This is a genomic window from Pseudonocardia sp. NPDC049154 (assembly GCF_040648315.1).
Classification (GTDB): domain Bacteria; phylum Actinomycetota; class Actinomycetes; order Mycobacteriales; family Pseudonocardiaceae; genus Pseudonocardia.
In genome coordinates this window covers 51,238-65,064 of the sequence record NZ_JBEZDN010000032.1, presented here as the reverse complement: position 1 = coordinate 65,064, position 13,827 = coordinate 51,238, and the positions used below count along the sequence as shown (strand labels likewise).

Annotated in this window: 16 protein-coding genes; 11 read left to right on the top strand and 5 right to left on the bottom strand. The window is 75.4% G+C overall.

Annotated elements, in window-relative coordinates; translation table 11 throughout:
- A partial coding sequence (locus AB0B41_RS17910) for a hypothetical protein (protein WP_358204381.1) occupies window positions 1-715 on the top strand: 715 nt, incomplete at its 5' end.
- Here AB0B41_RS17910 and AB0B41_RS17905 read toward each other — a convergent pair.
- On the bottom strand, window positions 663-1,703 hold the full coding sequence (locus tag AB0B41_RS17905) for a class I SAM-dependent methyltransferase (RefSeq protein WP_358204378.1): 1,041 nt from the start codon (window positions 1,701-1,703) through the stop codon (window positions 663-665). The two genes, AB0B41_RS17910 and AB0B41_RS17905, sit on opposite strands and share 53 nt — an antisense overlap.
- Window positions 1,704-1,840: 137 nt before the next feature.
- Between AB0B41_RS17905 and AB0B41_RS17900 the strand changes: the two genes are divergently transcribed.
- From AB0B41_RS17900 to tsaD, 4 genes are read left to right on the top strand one after another with little or no spacing between them, the layout of a single operon-like run.
- On the top strand, window positions 1,841-1,978 hold the full coding sequence (locus AB0B41_RS17900) for a hypothetical protein (protein WP_358204376.1): 138 nt from the start codon (window positions 1,841-1,843) through the stop codon (window positions 1,976-1,978).
- Window positions 1,979-2,003: 25 nt separating this feature from the next.
- Window positions 2,004-2,687 (top strand): tRNA (adenosine(37)-N6)-threonylcarbamoyltransferase complex dimerization subunit type 1 TsaB, encoded by a 684-nt coding sequence (gene tsaB / locus AB0B41_RS17895; protein ID WP_358204374.1) that lies wholly within the window; start codon window positions 2,004-2,006, stop codon window positions 2,685-2,687.
- On the top strand, window positions 2,684-3,151 hold the full coding sequence (gene rimI, locus AB0B41_RS17890) for a ribosomal protein S18-alanine N-acetyltransferase (protein WP_358204372.1): 468 nt from the start codon (window positions 2,684-2,686) through the stop codon (window positions 3,149-3,151). Before tsaB ends, rimI begins: the two co-directional genes overlap by 4 nt.
- Complete coding sequence (gene tsaD / locus AB0B41_RS17885; protein WP_358204369.1) at window positions 3,148-4,194, top strand: tRNA (adenosine(37)-N6)-threonylcarbamoyltransferase complex transferase subunit TsaD; 1,047 nt, start codon at window positions 3,148-3,150, stop codon at window positions 4,192-4,194. Before rimI ends, tsaD begins: the two co-directional genes overlap by 4 nt.
- A gap of 37 nt (window positions 4,195-4,231) precedes the next feature.
- Here the strand turns inward: tsaD and AB0B41_RS17880 are convergent, their stop codons facing one another.
- Window positions 4,232-4,954, bottom strand: coding sequence for a metalloregulator ArsR/SmtB family transcription factor (locus AB0B41_RS17880; RefSeq protein ID WP_358204346.1), 723 nt, complete (start codon window positions 4,952-4,954; stop codon window positions 4,232-4,234).
- Between the two features lie 92 nt (window positions 4,955-5,046).
- On the opposite strand from AB0B41_RS17880, the gene AB0B41_RS17875 reads away from it, so the two are divergent.
- Entirely contained in the window at window positions 5,047-5,760 is a 714-nt protein-coding gene (locus tag AB0B41_RS17875) for an MFS transporter (protein WP_358204344.1), read from the top strand.
- 61 nt (window positions 5,761-5,821) lie between these two features.
- Here the strand turns inward: AB0B41_RS17875 and AB0B41_RS17870 are convergent, their stop codons facing one another.
- Both AB0B41_RS17870 and AB0B41_RS17865 read right to left on the bottom strand, forming a co-directional pair.
- Entirely contained in the window at window positions 5,822-6,439 is a 618-nt protein-coding gene (locus tag AB0B41_RS17870; RefSeq protein ID WP_358204342.1) for a TetR/AcrR family transcriptional regulator, read from the bottom strand.
- A gap of 63 nt (window positions 6,440-6,502) precedes the next feature.
- Entirely contained in the window at window positions 6,503-7,429 is a 927-nt protein-coding gene (locus tag AB0B41_RS17865; RefSeq protein WP_358204339.1) for an aldo/keto reductase, read from the bottom strand.
- 186 nt (window positions 7,430-7,615) lie between these two features.
- Here AB0B41_RS17865 and groES point away from each other — a divergent pair, with 186 nt between their 5' ends.
- Window positions 7,616-7,909: a co-chaperone GroES gene (gene groES / locus AB0B41_RS17860; RefSeq protein WP_093077482.1), complete on the top strand. Its 294-nt coding sequence runs from the start codon at window positions 7,616-7,618 to the stop codon at window positions 7,907-7,909.
- A 95-nt stretch (window positions 7,910-8,004) separates the two neighbouring features.
- Window positions 8,005-9,621, top strand: a complete 1,617-nt coding sequence (gene groL / locus AB0B41_RS17855) for a chaperonin GroEL (RefSeq protein WP_358204337.1) — start codon at window positions 8,005-8,007, stop codon at window positions 9,619-9,621.
- Between the two features lie 97 nt (window positions 9,622-9,718).
- Here groL and AB0B41_RS17850 read toward each other — a convergent pair whose 3' ends face one another.
- A complete protein-coding gene (locus AB0B41_RS17850) occupies window positions 9,719-10,039 on the bottom strand; it encodes a WhiB family transcriptional regulator (protein ID WP_358204335.1) in 321 nt (106 codons plus the stop codon).
- Between the two features lie 146 nt (window positions 10,040-10,185).
- On the opposite strand from AB0B41_RS17850, the gene AB0B41_RS17845 reads away from it, so the two are divergent.
- The 3 genes from AB0B41_RS17845 (at window position 10,186) to AB0B41_RS17835 (ending at window position 13,557) form a co-directional block, all read left to right on the top strand.
- Window positions 10,186-11,346 (top strand): MerR family transcriptional regulator, encoded by a 1,161-nt coding sequence (locus AB0B41_RS17845; protein ID WP_358204332.1) that lies wholly within the window; start codon window positions 10,186-10,188, stop codon window positions 11,344-11,346.
- Window positions 11,347-11,410: 64 nt separating this feature from the next.
- Window positions 11,411-12,772 carry a hypothetical protein gene (locus AB0B41_RS17840; protein WP_358204330.1) on the top strand — a complete coding sequence of 454 codons (1,362 nt, stop codon included), beginning with the start codon at window positions 11,411-11,413 and terminating at the stop codon, window positions 12,770-12,772.
- Window positions 12,773-12,960: 188 nt separating this feature from the next.
- Window positions 12,961-13,557, top strand: a complete 597-nt coding sequence (locus AB0B41_RS17835; RefSeq protein ID WP_037046231.1) for a response regulator transcription factor — start codon at window positions 12,961-12,963, stop codon at window positions 13,555-13,557.
- The last annotated feature ends 270 nt before the right edge of the window (window positions 13,558-13,827 follow it).

The following is a 13,827-nucleotide window of genomic DNA, read 5'->3' as shown; positions in this document are numbered from 1 at the left end:
CGACGAGGTCGCCGAGCACGGGGCCGCCGCAGCGGCGGTGTCGGCGCGGCCCGCGATGAACCTCGGGGTCACCGCGCTCGCCGCGGCCTACGCCGGTGACCTCGACCGGGCCCGCGAGCTGCAGACGCGCACGACCGCAGCGGCGACCTCGCCGACGGGCCGGGCCTTCGCGGAGTACGTCGCCGGGGAGATCGCGAACGCCGCGGGCGAGGTCGACCGCGCCGAACCGCACTACCTGGCCGCGCTCGACCTGGCGCGCACCGCCGGCTCGACCTTCGTCACCGGGATCGCCTCGGTCGGCCTGCTCTCCGCGCGGGCCGCGGCGGGCCGGGTCGCCGACGCCCTGCGCGGCTACCGCGTGGTCGTCGACCGCTGGGTGGCCACGGGCCAGTGGACGCAGCTGTGGGTCACCCTGCGCAACCTCGCCGACCTGCTCCGGCTGCTCGACGACGACGGGCCCGCCGCGCTGCTCGACGCCGCCGCCGACGCCGCCCCGGACGCCCCGCCCCGCCCGCCGGCGGCCCCGTCGGACCTCCCGCCCGCGGCCGCGTCGGCCGTGACCCCGGCGCCCGGGCCCCGGCGGGCCGAGGCGCTCGAGGTGGCCCGCCGGGCACTGGACCGGCACCTCGCCGGCGAGCCTGCCGCGGCCGGACCGTCGCTCGTCAGGGCCGGGCCTCGACAACGAGGTGGAACGGGTCGCGGACGGCCACCCTGACCTGCGTGAACCCGGCCTCCTCCAGGACCGCCATGAGCTGCGCGGCCCCGGCCTGCGCACCGAGCGCCGTGCCCGCCTGCGCGAGCGCACCCGGGACGCAGAACGCCGTGGACGCGGCGTAGTAGGTCAGGCCGACCGGGTTCAGGTTCTCGTCGAGGGCGTCGCCGGCGCCGGGCTCGACGAGCAGCACGATCCCGCCGGGCGCGAGCGCCTCCCGGGCGTGCCGGGCGGCACCGACCGGGTCGCCCATGTCGTGCAGGGCGTCGAAGAAGCAGACGAGGTCCCAGCCGTCGGCCGGGTAGTCGGTCGCCCCGCCGACGGCGAACGTCGCCCGCCCGGACGCGGCCTTCTCCGCCGCGCGCACCGAGGGCTCGTGCGGGTCGACCCCGTGCACGGTGCTGGCCGGGAAGGCCTCGGCGATCAGCGCGGTGGCGCTGCCGAAGCCGCAGCCGACGTCGAGCACGCGGGCGCCCGCGCGGAGCCGGTCGACCACGCCGTCGAGCGCGGGCAGCCACGTGGTCAGCAGCTCGCTGCGGTAGTCGGCGCGGAAGCAGTGGTCGACCGCGCCTGCCAGCCGCCCGTCCTGGTCGCCCCAGGCGATCCCGGCACCGGTGCGGAAGGCCTCCCCGAGCCGGTCGGTGCCGGCCCACAGCGCGGCCGCGAACTCGAACCCGCCCGCCATTGCGGCCGGGGAGTCGTCGTCGGCCAGGACAGCGGCCCGATCGGGCGGCAGCGTGAACCGGCCCGCGTCGTGGTCGAGGTACCCAGCCGCGGTCTCCGCGGCCAGCCACTCCCGCAGGTACCGCTCGGCCAGGCCGGTGCGCTCCGCCAGCTCGGCGGCGGTCACCGGGCCGCTGCCGGCGAGCGCCGCCCAGAGGCCGAGCCGGTCGCCGACGTACGCCAGCGCCGCCCCCAGCGCCACCGACTGGTCCGTGCCGACCTTCTGCGCGAAGGCGAGCACGCGCTCCTCGAACCCGTTGCCGTCCATGTCTCCTCCTGTGCTCGGTGAACGGGACGGAACGGTCGGGGCCCGCGCTGGCACGGCGATGGCAGCGCGGCGACGCCCGGCGCCAGCGCCGTGACAGCGCCGGCGCGCAGGCTCGGCGCGACCCGAGGAGGAGACGCATGAGCCCCGATCCGTTCCCGCCGCTCCCGCCCGCCCCGCCGCACCCGCCGGGCCGGCCGTGCGCACACCTGTGCACGCCGGACTGCACCGCCGACCCGGAGGAGACGGGCACAGGCTGGCCCGAGGACGGCTGCTGAGAACGACGCTCGTAGGCTCGGTGACGTGCTCGTGCTGGCCCTGGACACCGCCACGCCCGCCGTCACCGCCGGTGTCGTGCGGCTGACCGACGGCCCCGGCGCTCGCGTCGCCGAGCTCGGCGTGCGCGTCGCACACGACGCCCGCAAGCACGGCGAGCTGCTGATGCCCGGCGTGCAGGGCGCCTGCGCCGACGCCGGGATCCGGTTGCGCGACGTGGAGGCGATCGTCGTCGGGGCCGGTCCGGGGCCCTTCACCGGCCTGCGGGTCGGCATGGTCACCGCCGCCTCGCTCGGCGATGCGCTCGATGTCCCGGTGCACGGCGTCTGCTCGCTCGACGCGATCGCCCAGGCCGTCGTGCTGCCCGGGAAGCTCACCGGGAACCTGCTGGTCGCCACGGACGCGCGGCGCCGCGAGGTGTACTGGGCGGCCTACGAGGCCGAGGGCGCCCGGCTGACCGGCCCGACCGTCGAGGGCCCCGACTCGGTGGCCGAGCGGCTCGACGGGCTGCACCTGGTCGCCGCGGCCGGCACGATGGCCGACCGGTTCGGCCTGCCCGTGCGCGAGCCGGCGAGCCCGACGCCCGCCGGCCTCGTCGCGGCGGCCGCCCCGGCCCTGGACTCCGGCCGCGACCCCGGCCCGCTCGAGCCCCTCTACCTGCGCCGACCCGACGCCGTCCCACCCGGGGAGCGGAAGAAGGTGCACACGTGAGCGACACCGGGACCGTCACGATCGGCCCCCTGTACCGGGCCGACGCGCCGCGCTGCGCCGAGCTGGAGAAGATCCTCTTCCCGGGCGACGACCCGTGGAGCGCCCAGTCCTTCCGCGACGAGGTCTCCCGCGGCCTGCCGTACTTCGCCGCACGGCTCGACGGCGAGCTCGTCGGCTACGCCGGGCTCGGCGTCACCGCGGGCCCGCCGCAGGCCGAGGCCGAGGTGCACACCATCGGCGTCGACCCGGCCCACCAGGGCCGCGGCATCGGCCGCCGGCTGCTCGACGCGCTGCTGCAGGTCGCCGACGAGCTGCACGCGACCGTGTTCCTCGAGGTCCGGACGGACAACGAGCCCGCCATCGGGCTCTACGGGCGGACCGGGTTCGCCGTCGTCGGGCTGCGGAAGCGGTACTACCGGCCCAGCGGGGCCGACGCCTACACGATGAAGAGGAACCCCCGGTGACGATCGTTCTCGGTATCGAGACCTCCTGTGACGAGACCGGCGTGGGGATCGTGCGGATGTCCGACGCGGGGGTCGCCGAGCTGCTGGCCAACGAGATCGCGTCGAGCGTCGAGGAGCACGCCCGGTTCGGCGGTGTGGTCCCGGAGGTGGCGTCCCGGGCGCACCTGCAGGCGATGGTCCCCGCCGTGCACCGGGCACTGGAGACGGCCGGGCTGAAGGGCGCGGACGTCGACGCCGTGGCCGTCACCGCAGGTCCCGGGCTCGCCGGGGCGCTGCTCGTCGGGGTCGCGGCGGCCAAGGCCTACGCGGCGGCGTGGGAGGTCCCGCTGTTCGGGGTGAACCACCTGGCCGCGCACGTCGCCGTCGACACCGTGCAGCACGGGCCGCTGCCGCCGGCGCTCGCGCTGCTCGTCTCCGGCGGGCACTCCAGCCTGCTCGCGGTGCCGGACCTCGCCGGACCGGTCACCCCGCTCGGCGCCACGATCGACGACGCCGCCGGCGAGGCCTTCGACAAGGTCGCCCGGCTGCTCGGGCTGCCCTTCCCCGGCGGCCCGTGGATCGACAAGGCCGCGCGCGACGGCGACCCGGCCGCGATCCACTTCCCCCGCGGGCTCACCGGGCCGCGGGACGCGAAGTACGACTTCTCGTTCTCCGGGCTCAAGACCGCCGTGGCCCGGCACGTCGAGGCGCTGGAGCGGGCGGGGACGCCGATCCCGGTCGCGGACGTCGCGGCGTCGTTCCAGGAGGCGGTGACGGACGTCCTCACGATGAAGACCGTCAAGGCCGCGCAGGAGTACGGCATGGACACCGTGCTGCTCGGCGGCGGGGTGGCGGCCAACTCGCGGCTGCGGGAGATGGCCGAGGAGCGGTGCACCGCGGCCGGCCTGCGGCTGCGCGTCCCGCGCCCGGTCCTCTGCACGGACAACGGGGCGATGGTCGCCGCGCTCGGCGCCCACCTGGCCCACACCGGCGCCACCCCCTCCGAGCTCGACCTCCCCGCCAACTCGAGCCTGCAGGTCACCGAGGTCCTCGTCCGCGGCTGACGCCGCCCGTGAGCGGTAAGTGGTGGTGGAGCACCACTTACCGCTCACAGGCACCGAAGGTGCGGGCCAACCCCTCCTGGCCCGCGTCCGTCACCGTGACGGCGCGGTCCTTCGGCGCGCGCCGCACCCAGTCCAGCTCGACGAGCCGGGCCAGGATCCCCGCGCCCGCCGCGCCGGACAGGTGGTGGGCCTGCTCGGTCCAGTCGACGCAGTAGCGGACCGTGCGACGGCCGGGGGCCAGGCGGACGCCGAAGTCGTCCAGCCAGGCGTCGCCGTCGGCGGTGAAGCGGTAGTCGACGTCCTGCCCGAACCCGACGGGCGGATCGGCAGGATCGCGGTGCCCGTCGCCGCCGGTGAGCAGGCGGGCGTCGATCAGGTGCCGCATGATCCCCACGCCCAGCTCGCCGGCGAGGTGGTCGTAGCAGGTCCGGGCCCGGCGCAGCGCCCGGGCGCGGGTGCCCTCGCGCAGCGAGGTGACCGGCCGCGGTGGTGCCAGCGCGACCATCGCCTCGAGCAGCCGCCCGACGTGCGGGCTCGCGAGCCGGTAGAAGCGGTGCCGGCCGTGCGCCTCCACGGTGACGAGCCCGCCCTCGCGCAGCTTGCCCAGGTGGCTGCTGGCGGTCGCAGCGCTCACTCCCGCCTCGGCGGCGAGCCGGCTCGCGGGCAGGGCGCGGCCGTCGTCGAGGGCGAGCAGGATGCGGCAGCGGCGCTCGTCGCCGAGCAGCGCGCCGACCGCGGCGATGTCGGCGTCCCCGGGCATGGCACCGAGGCTAGGGCCGGAATGGTTCGACGAGCGTCGAAGTGATCCGTGCCTAGCGTCGGCGGCGTGCCGACGGGCCTGCGAACCGGACCGTGGACCCTCATCGCCGCGTCGCTCGGCTTCGGTGTGGTGCAGCTGGACGTGACCGCGGTGAACGTCGCCGTGGAGCCGATCGGGCGGGCGCTGGGCGGGGTGTCGCCGGCGGGCAGTGGGTGGTCAACGCCTACACCGTCACCTTCGCCGCGCTGATCCTGACCGCCGGCGCGGTCGGGGACCGGATCGGCGCCCGGCGCCTCTTCGCCGGCGGGTTCGTGCTGTTCACGCCGGCGTCGGTGGCCTGCGGGCTGGCGCCGGGGCTGGGCACGCTGATCGCCGCGCGGGCCGTGCAGGGCGTGGGCGCGGCGGTCCTGGTGCCCTGCTCGCTGGCCCTGGTCGCGCACGCGCACCCGGCGCCGGCCGCCCGCGCCGGGGCCGTCGGGATCTGGGCGGCGGGGGCGAGCGTCGCGTTGTCCGCGGGCCCGCTGCTGGGCGGCCGGGCTCGCGGTCGTCGCCGTCGAGAGCCGCAGCGCCGCGCCGATGCTGCCGCTCGAGCTGTTCCGGCGGCCGGTGTTCGCGCCGGCGTCGGCCATCGGGCTGCTGGTCAACGGCGCGTTCTACGCGCTGATCTTCCGCAGCGTGTTGGGCGTGGCTCTGTTCGGCGCGCTCGCCGCCGGCGACCTGGCGGCCGGCCTGCACGCGGCGCTCGGGATCTCGGTGGGCATCGCCGTGGCCGTCGGGCTGCTCGGTCTGCGCCTGGCGCCGGCTGACGCCGCCGTGCGCGGTAAGTGGTGCCAGAGCACCACTTACCGCGCACGGGCGGCGGAGCCGCTACCCGCAGACGACGTGGCCGAGGAGGTGGCGGGCGCCGGCGCGCAGGTCGTCGAGGGCGAGCTCGGAGCCGGCGAGGTGGCGGAGCAGGGCCTGCTGGAACAGCCCGCCGAAGGTCGCGTAGGCCATCGCCGAGCTGCACGCGGGCTCCCGGCCCGCGAGCTCGGCGTACCGCGCGACGATCCGCCAGATCATCCGCTCGAGGCTCTCGTCGATCTCGGCGACGTCCGGCCGGAACGACTCCTCGAACAACGACTGGGAGCGCAGGTCGTACCAGAGCCGGTGCATCAGGGCGTCGTCCCGGCAGGTGGCGGCGAGCCCGTCGGCGAAGTTCCGGGCGAGCCCCTCCGGGGTCGACGAGTCGGTGACGACCGCGTCGTACCGCTGCACGCACACGGCCTTGTACCGGCGCACGCAGTACATGATCAGCTCGACCTTGTCGCGGAAGTAGTGCAGCGTGCCGTGGCTGAACTCGGTGTTCTGCGCGATCTCCCGCAGGCTGGTGCGGGCGTAGCCGCGCTCCGACAGCGTCTGCAGCGCGCCGTCGGCGAGCTGGCGGCGGCGCTCCTCGACCTTGTCGACCTGGCGGCGGGACACCCGGTCGGCAGCGGTGGTCACGGTGGGCAAGGGTAGCGGAACGGACGACCGCCGAAGATCTTCCGACGGTCGTCCACCCGCGGGTCAGGAGCTCACGTGGGAGAGGAGACGCAGCTCGTCGTCGGTGAGCCGGAGGGTGAGCATCGGCAGCAGGTTCTGCAGCTGCTCCACGGTGCGGGCCGACGCGATCGGCGCGGCGACCGTGTCCTGCGCGGCCAGCCAGGCGAGCGCGACGGCGGGGACCGGGACCTCGTGGCCGGCGGCGATCTCGTCGAGCACCGCCAGCACCGCCCGCCCGCGCGGGTCCTCGAGGTACGCCGAGGCGCCCTCGGCCCGCACGCTGTCGACCCGCTCGCCGCGGTACTTGCCGGTGAGGAAGCCCTTGGCCAGCGCGTAGTACGGCAGGCAGGCGATCCCCTCGGAGCGCAGCAGGTCCTGCAGCGAGGACTCGAACTCTGCGCGCTCCATGAGGTTGTAGTGCGGCTGCAGCGCCGTGTAGCGCACCAGCCCGTCCCGGTCGGAGATCTCCAGCGCCGAGCGCAGCCGCGCGGCGGAGAAGTTCGAGGCCCCGACCTGGCGCACCTTGCCCTCCTTCACCAGGGCGTCGAAGGCGTCGAGCGTCTCCTCCTGCGCGGTGTCCGGGTCGTCCTTGTGCGCGTAGTACAGGTCGATCCGGTCGGTGCGCAGCCGGCGCAGCGAGTCCTCGCAGGCGGCCTTGATGTTCTCCCCGCCCAGGCCGGCGCGCTGCGGCAGCGAGCCGACCTTCGTCGCGACCACCATCGCGTCCCGGTTCCCGCGCGCGGCCATCCAGTTCCCGATGATCGTCTCGGATTCGCCGCCGCTGTTGCCGGGCACCCGGAACATGTACGAGTCCGCGGTGTCGACGAACGTGCCGCCGGCTTCGGCGAACGCGTCGAGCACCGCGAACGAGGCGTGCGCGTCGGCGGTCCAGCCGAAGACGTTGGCCCCGAGACAGAGGGGCGAGACCTCGAGTTCTCCCACAGTCGGCATGGATCCGGAGCCTACGACCGCGATCGGGTGGCGGGCCCGTTGAACGGCTGGCACTCTCGTGGGTAGAGTGCCAACCGCACAGTTCAGGTCGGGTCGCCCCGGCACCCGCGACGGCGGGGCCCCTGGTCGGCTGTCGGTGGACAGTACTACGGACAGTTCGTGAGTCACCCCAGGAAAGGGGAGGTCATCGTGGCGAACATCAAGCCGCTCGAGGACAAGATCGTCGTCCAGGCCAGTGAGGCCGAGACCACCACGGCCTCCGGCATCGTCATCCCGGACACCGCCAAGGAGAAGCCGCAGGAGGGCAAGGTCCTCGCGGTCGGCCCGGGTCGGATCGACGACAACGGCAACCGCGTGCCGCTCGACGTGGCCGTGGGCGACGTCGTCATCTACTCGAAGTACGGCGGCACCGAGGTCAAGTACAACGGCGAGGAGTACCTGATCCTCTCCGCGCGCGACGTGCTCGCCGTCGTCAACTGACGACTCCCGCGTGAAGTGAACCCGCCCCGGCGGCGCAGCGCCGATCAAGGCCTGGGCCCCGGGGCGGTTCCGTCTGACCTTCGAGAGAGGCATTGATGGCGAAGCAGATCAGCTTCGACGAGGACACCCGGCGTGCGCTCGAGCGTGGTGTGAACCAGCTCGCCGACGCCGTGAAGGTGACGCTCGGCCCGCGCGGCCGGCACGTCGTCATCGACAAGAAGTTCGGTGGTCCGACCGTCACCAACGACGGCGTGACCATCGCCCGCGAGATCGACCTCGAGGACCCGTACGAGAACCTCGGGGCGCAGCTCGCCAAGACCGTCGCCACCAAGACGAACGACGTCGCGGGCGACGGCACCACCACCGCCACCGTGCTCGCCCAGGCGCTGGTGCGCGAGGGCCTGCGCAACGTGGCGGCCGGCGCCAACCCGACCGCCCTCGGCAAGGGCATCGCCGCCGCCGCGGACCGGGTCTCCGAGTGGCTGCTGCAGAAGGCCATCCCGGTCAACGGCGCCGAGCACATCGCGCAGGTCGGCACCATCGCCTCCCGCGAGGAGGAGATCGGCCGGCTGATCGCCGACGCGATCGGCTCCGTCGGCAACGACGGCGTGATCACGGTCGAGGAGGGCTCCACGCTCGCCACCGAGCTGGAGATCACCGAGGGCCTGCAGTTCGACAAGGGCTACCTGTCGCCGTACTTCGTCACCGACGCGGAGAGCATGGAGGCCGTCCTCGAGGACACCTACATCCTCCTGCACCGGGACAAGATCAGCTCCATCCAGGACCTGCTCCCGCTGCTGGAGAAGGTGCTGGGCGAGGGCAAGCCCCTGCTGATCATCGCCGAGGACGTCGAGGGCGAGGCCCTGTCGACCCTGGTCGTCAACTCGATCCGCAAGACCGTCAAGGTCGCCGCGGTCAAGTCGCCGTTCTTCGGCGACCGCCGCAAGGCCTTCATGGACGACCTCGCCGTCGCCACCGGCGGCACGGTCATCAACCCGGAGGTCGGGCTCAAGCTGTCCGAGGCCGGGCTGGACCTGCTGGGCCGGGCCCGCCGGATCGTGGTGAGCAAGGACAACACCACGATCGTCGAGGGCGCCGGCAAGGCGGACGACATCCAGGGCCGGATCGCCCAGATCAAGGGCGAGATCGAGACCACCGACTCCGACTGGGACCGCGAGAAGCTGCAGGAGCGGCTGGCCAAGCTGTCCGGCGGCGTCGCGGTCATCAAGGCCGGTGCGGCCACCGAGACCGCCCTCAAGGAGCGCAAGCACCGCATCGAGGACGCCGTCTCCGCGACCCGCGCCGCGGTCGAGGAGGGCATCGTCCCCGGTGGTGGCTCGGCGCTGGTCCAGGCCGCCGCCGCGCTCGAGGAGCTCACGCTCACGGGCGACGAGGCCACCGGTGTCGCCATCGTCCGGCGCGCGCTGACCGCCCCGCTGTACTGGATCGCCGCCAACGGCGGCGTCGAGGGCGCGGTCGTCACCGCCAAGGTCGCCGAGCAGGAGTGGGGCCAGGGCTTCAACGCCGCCACGCTGTCCTACTCGGACCTGCTGGCCGACGGCGTCGTCGACCCGGTCAAGGTCACGCGCAACGCCGTGGTCAACGCCGCGTCGATCGCGCGCATGGTGCTCACCACCGAGAGCGCCGTGGTCGACAAGCCCGAGGAGGCCCCGCCGGCCCCGGCCGCCGCCGGGCACGGGCACGGGCACTGACCGGGTGCCGACCCGGTAGTACCGCACACGAGGGGCGGGTGGCCGCGATGGCCACCCGCCCTTCGGCGTTCTCCGGCGCTTCGACGGGCCGTCGGCCTCAGGCCGGCTGCACGCCCTTCGGGCCGTCGATCCGGAGCCTGCGGTCACGGCCGCGGATGATCGCCTCCCGCTCGTGCTCGGAGAGGCCGCCCCACACGCCGTACGGCTCCTGGACCTCCAGCGCGTGCCGCCGGCACATCTCCAGCACCGGGCACGCCGCGCAGATCTCCTTGGCCCGCCGCTCGCGGTTCGTCCGCGCCGGGCCGCGCTCGCCCTCGGGATGGAAGAAGAACGAGCTGTCCATCCCGCGGCAGGAGCCCTGCATCTGCCAGTCCCAGATGTCGGAGACCGGCCCCGGGAGCCGCCTGATGTCCGCCATTGTCATCACCCACCCGTTCGAAGCGAAGAGTCGTTGCTCGGCAACGAGGTGCCCAGCATAGAAACGCGCCAAACCTTGTTCAAGAGACCAGTTCGGGGAATCGTGTCGCGGTTGCCCCGCCGGGGGAGAGCCCCGACCATGAGCGGATGACCACGCAGCCGGTGCCGGAGCACGCACCCGATCGCGTCGTGCCCGGGCGCGGTGAGCGGGCCGTGGGCGCGGGGGGCGACGCGGACGAGCACGGCACACTGGAGGGCCGAATGCGGGATACCCCGTCCGGGGCCGTCGACACCCCCCGGCTCACGGTGGCGGCCGTCGCCCGGCGGCTCGGCGTCGCACCGGCGACCCTGCGGACCTGGGACCGGCGCTACGGCCTCGGCCCGTCGGCGCACACCCCGGGGGCGCACCGGCGCTACGGCGCCGCCGACATCGCCCGGCTCGAGCTGATGCAGCAGGCGTTGCTCCAGGGGGCGACGCCCGCCGAGGCCGCCCGGCACGCCCTCGCCGCGACGCTGCCGGAGACGGGGACCGGGCAGCCCGTCGGCGTGCCCGGTACGGGGACCGCGGAGCCCGGGGCGGGGGAGGGCGGGCCGCTGCTCCTCGCCGGTCACCCCACCGACGACGAGCTCGACCTCGACGCGCGCGTGCGCGTCGGCGGGCGGGTGCTGCGGCTGCCCGGAGCGAGCCGGCGGGCCCGCGGCGTCGGGCGGGCGGCGCTGTCGATGGACGCGCCCGCGGTGCGCCGGCTGGTCGACGAGGGCATCGAGGCCGACGGGCTCGCCCGGACCTGGGACGACGTCGTCCGCCCCGTGCTGTGCGCGGTCGCCGAGCGGTGGGAGTCGACCGGCGCCGGGGTCGAGATCGAGCACCTGGTCAGCGAGGCCGTGACCGCGGTGTACGGGGCCCGGGCGCTGGCCGCGGCCCGGCCCGCGGCGGACGCGCGCCCGGTACTGCTGGCCGGCGCGCCCGGGGAGTGGCATCACCTGCCGCTCGCCGTGCTCGGGGCGGTCCTGGCCGAGCGGCGCGTGGCGTACCGGCCGCTGGGGCCCAACCTGCCGCTCGACGCCCTGGTGGCCGCGGTGCGGCGGACCGCGCCGGCCGCGGTGGTGCTCTGGGCCCAGGACCCGGGGACCGCCGAGCCCGGTGTCTTCGCCGCGCTGCCCCGTACCCGGCCCCGGTTCCGCTCGTTTGCCGCAGGGCCGGGCTGGACGGACGCCGCCCTCCCGGCCCGGATCGGCCGGCTCGGGTCGTTGACCTCGGCGGCCGACGCGCTGACGGACCTGGCGTCGCTCACCCACAAGAACTAGTACATGTGGGTGTATCAGAGCTGACTTCCCCCTGAACGGATCCGCCCACTTGGACGACAGCCGCGTGAGTGAGGTGGCCTGCGTCGGCCCCCGCGGCGTGTCGGTCGGTCGGGCCGGACGAGCGGGGCCCGTCGTGCGCTGGGCGGCCGCCGTGGCCCTCGGCGGGCAGGGTCGGTACGCCGCCGCGGCCGCCCTCCTGGAGGGCCTCGTCCGCGATCCCCGGGTGCCCGTGGAGGTCCGCGCGCACGCCCTCGTCACCCGCGCCTCGCACCTCCGGCAACGGGGCGGCCACGCCCTCGCCGAGCGGCTCGACGGGCAGGCGCTGGCCCTCGTCGCGGCCGTCCCCGACGGGTCGCTCGAGGTCGCCGCCGCGCCCGCTCCGGGACCGGCCGGCGAGGGCCCGTCCGAGGCCCGCGGACCGAGGCCCGACGTCTGCGCGACCGCGTCCGTCGGAGCCCCGGTGACGGGTGGGCCGAGTCCCTCCGGCGGCGTCGACACGGGTCGCCGAGCCGACCCCGGCAGTGATCCGGTCGCGGCGGCCACGGGTCCCGCGAGCCCCTGCGCGGACCTGCTCTCGGCCCGGGTGGACGCCCTCACCGGACTCGCGGCCGACGCGCTCGGGCAAGGCCACCTCGACCGCTCCGTATGCCTGCTGAGCAGGTCGGATGCGGTGCTGGCCGCGGGCGTGGCGCAGGTGTCGGGCAGCTCGGAGCCGTGGCGCCCGGCCGTCCGGGCGGACTGGGTGCGTGCGGAGCTCGCCCTCGCCCGCGGGGACCTCGACAGCGCTGCGACCGCGGCCGCCCGGGCCGTGTGCGGGGCCGCCGCTGCCGGCTCGCCGCGGCACCTGATGAAGTCCCGGCTCCTGGCGGCCGTGGTCGCCGCGGTGCGCGCCGGCACGGGATACGAGGACGGTCTCGCGGATTCGGGGGAGGGCGTCGTCGCGCCCACGCCGGAGGCGGCCCTCGCGGCCCTGGACGCGGTCGCGGAGGACGCGGCGGCGGCAGGGCTGCTCCCGCTCGCGTGGGCCGCCCTCCTGGCCGCCGCGGACGCCGCCGCGACGGTGGCCCGGCGGACCGCCGCGCCGGGGGTGCCGTCCTCTCCGGACGCTCGCCCGCAGGCCTCCGGGGAGGGCCGCGGAGGCGGAACTCCGACGGGTTCCCGGAAGCCCCCGGACGGGTCCGTGGAGGGCCTCCCGGTGCCGTCCCGGACGGGCGATCCGCCCGGCGCCGCGGTGCGACCGCCGGACCCGTCCATCGAGGGTCCGGAACGACACGATCGGCGGCCCGATCGGTTGCTCCGATCGACGATCGGTGCGCCGAACGGTGCGGCTCGCCGACGACACGCCGCGGCGGCCACGCTGAGCGTCATCCGTGCCCGGTCCGAGGGGGCGGGGCGGCGCCTGATGGGGGGAGGCGCCTCCGGGTGAGCTGAGGCTCGCGGTAATGTAATTACTCCATTCGGACCTCAGTCACCCACATGACGAGTGCCGTTCGGCGCAGAGGTCCCGAATGGAGGGCACAAAGTCGCCCTGATCGTGTCAAGGTGATCCGGTCACTCGCCGATGCGGAGGGTGACACATCACCCGGCTGCAGGAAGCTGCAGGAAGGAATCGTCGTGACGACGGTACTCATCTGCGACGATCGTCGCAGCGTCCGCGAAGGTCTCACCCGCGTGATGTCCGCGGTGCCGGGGGTGCACCGGATCGATTGCGTCGCCCATGGGGACGAGTTGCTGGCCCGGTTCTCCCGGCAGCCGGTCGACGTCGTCCTGGTCGGCACCCAGCGCGCGGTGCCCACCGGGGTGGAGGCCACCAGGCGTCTGGTGGCGGCCCACCCGCAGGCGAACGTCATCGTCTTCGGAGCCCCCGACGACGCGGGCAGCATCGCCGCCGCCATCGCCGGCGGTGCGCGGGGCTACCTCCGCTGGGACGCCTCCCGGCCCGAGCTGGTGGCCGCCCTCGCCCACACCCTCGCCTCCACCGCGGTCCCCACGCCGCGGGCGCCCGCCGACCCGGGCGTGCAGCTCACCGAGCGCGAGCTGCAGGTGCTGCGTGGGATGAGCCAGGGCAAGAGCAACGGGCAGATCGGCCGCGAGCTCTACCTGTCCGAGGACACCGTGAAGACCCACGCCCGCCGGCTGTTCCGCAAGCTCGGCGTCCGGGACCGCGCCCAGGCCGTCGCGCACGGCTTCCGCCGCGGCCTCGTGTCCTGACGCGGACGCCGCACCGGCGGACCCGCTCGGGTCCGGAGCACCACAGCAGTACCGCACCAGCACCCGGACCGGGGTCCGGGTGGGAGTGACCGGGCGGACGACGCGGCCGAGGGCCGTGGCTGTCGCAGCGCAGCCACGCACCGGCCGGGTCCGTCCCGCCACGCGCTCCGCACCGCACGACCGCCGTGCCGCGCCCGTCGGTGGCGCCGTCGGCCGTCGTGTGCCCGCCGCGCGGCCCGCCCCCGCCGCGCGGCCGACCGATTCCCGGCG

Excerpts from the sequence above, each read along its gene's own strand:
- AB0B41_RS17905 (WP_358204378.1), bottom strand. The coding sequence starts at position 1,703 with ATGGACGGCAACGGGTTCGAGGAGCGCGTGCTCGCCTTCGCGCAGAAG.
- AB0B41_RS17845 (WP_358204332.1), top strand. The coding sequence starts at position 10,186 with ATGACCACGCAGCCGGTGCCGGAGCACGCACCCGATCGCGTCGTGCCC.
- AB0B41_RS17850 (WP_358204335.1), bottom strand. The coding sequence starts at position 10,039 with ATGGCGGACATCAGGCGGCTCCCGGGGCCGGTCTCCGACATCTGGGAC.
- AB0B41_RS17865 (WP_358204339.1), bottom strand. The coding sequence starts at position 7,429 with ATGCCGACTGTGGGAGAACTCGAGGTCTCGCCCCTCTGTCTCGGGGCC.
- groL (WP_358204337.1), top strand. The coding sequence starts at position 8,005 with ATGGCGAAGCAGATCAGCTTCGACGAGGACACCCGGCGTGCGCTCGAG.
- AB0B41_RS17900 (WP_358204376.1), top strand. The coding sequence starts at position 1,841 with ATGAGCCCCGATCCGTTCCCGCCGCTCCCGCCCGCCCCGCCGCACCCG.
- AB0B41_RS17880 (WP_358204346.1), bottom strand. The coding sequence starts at position 4,954 with ATGCCCGGGGACGCCGACATCGCCGCGGTCGGCGCGCTGCTCGGCGAC.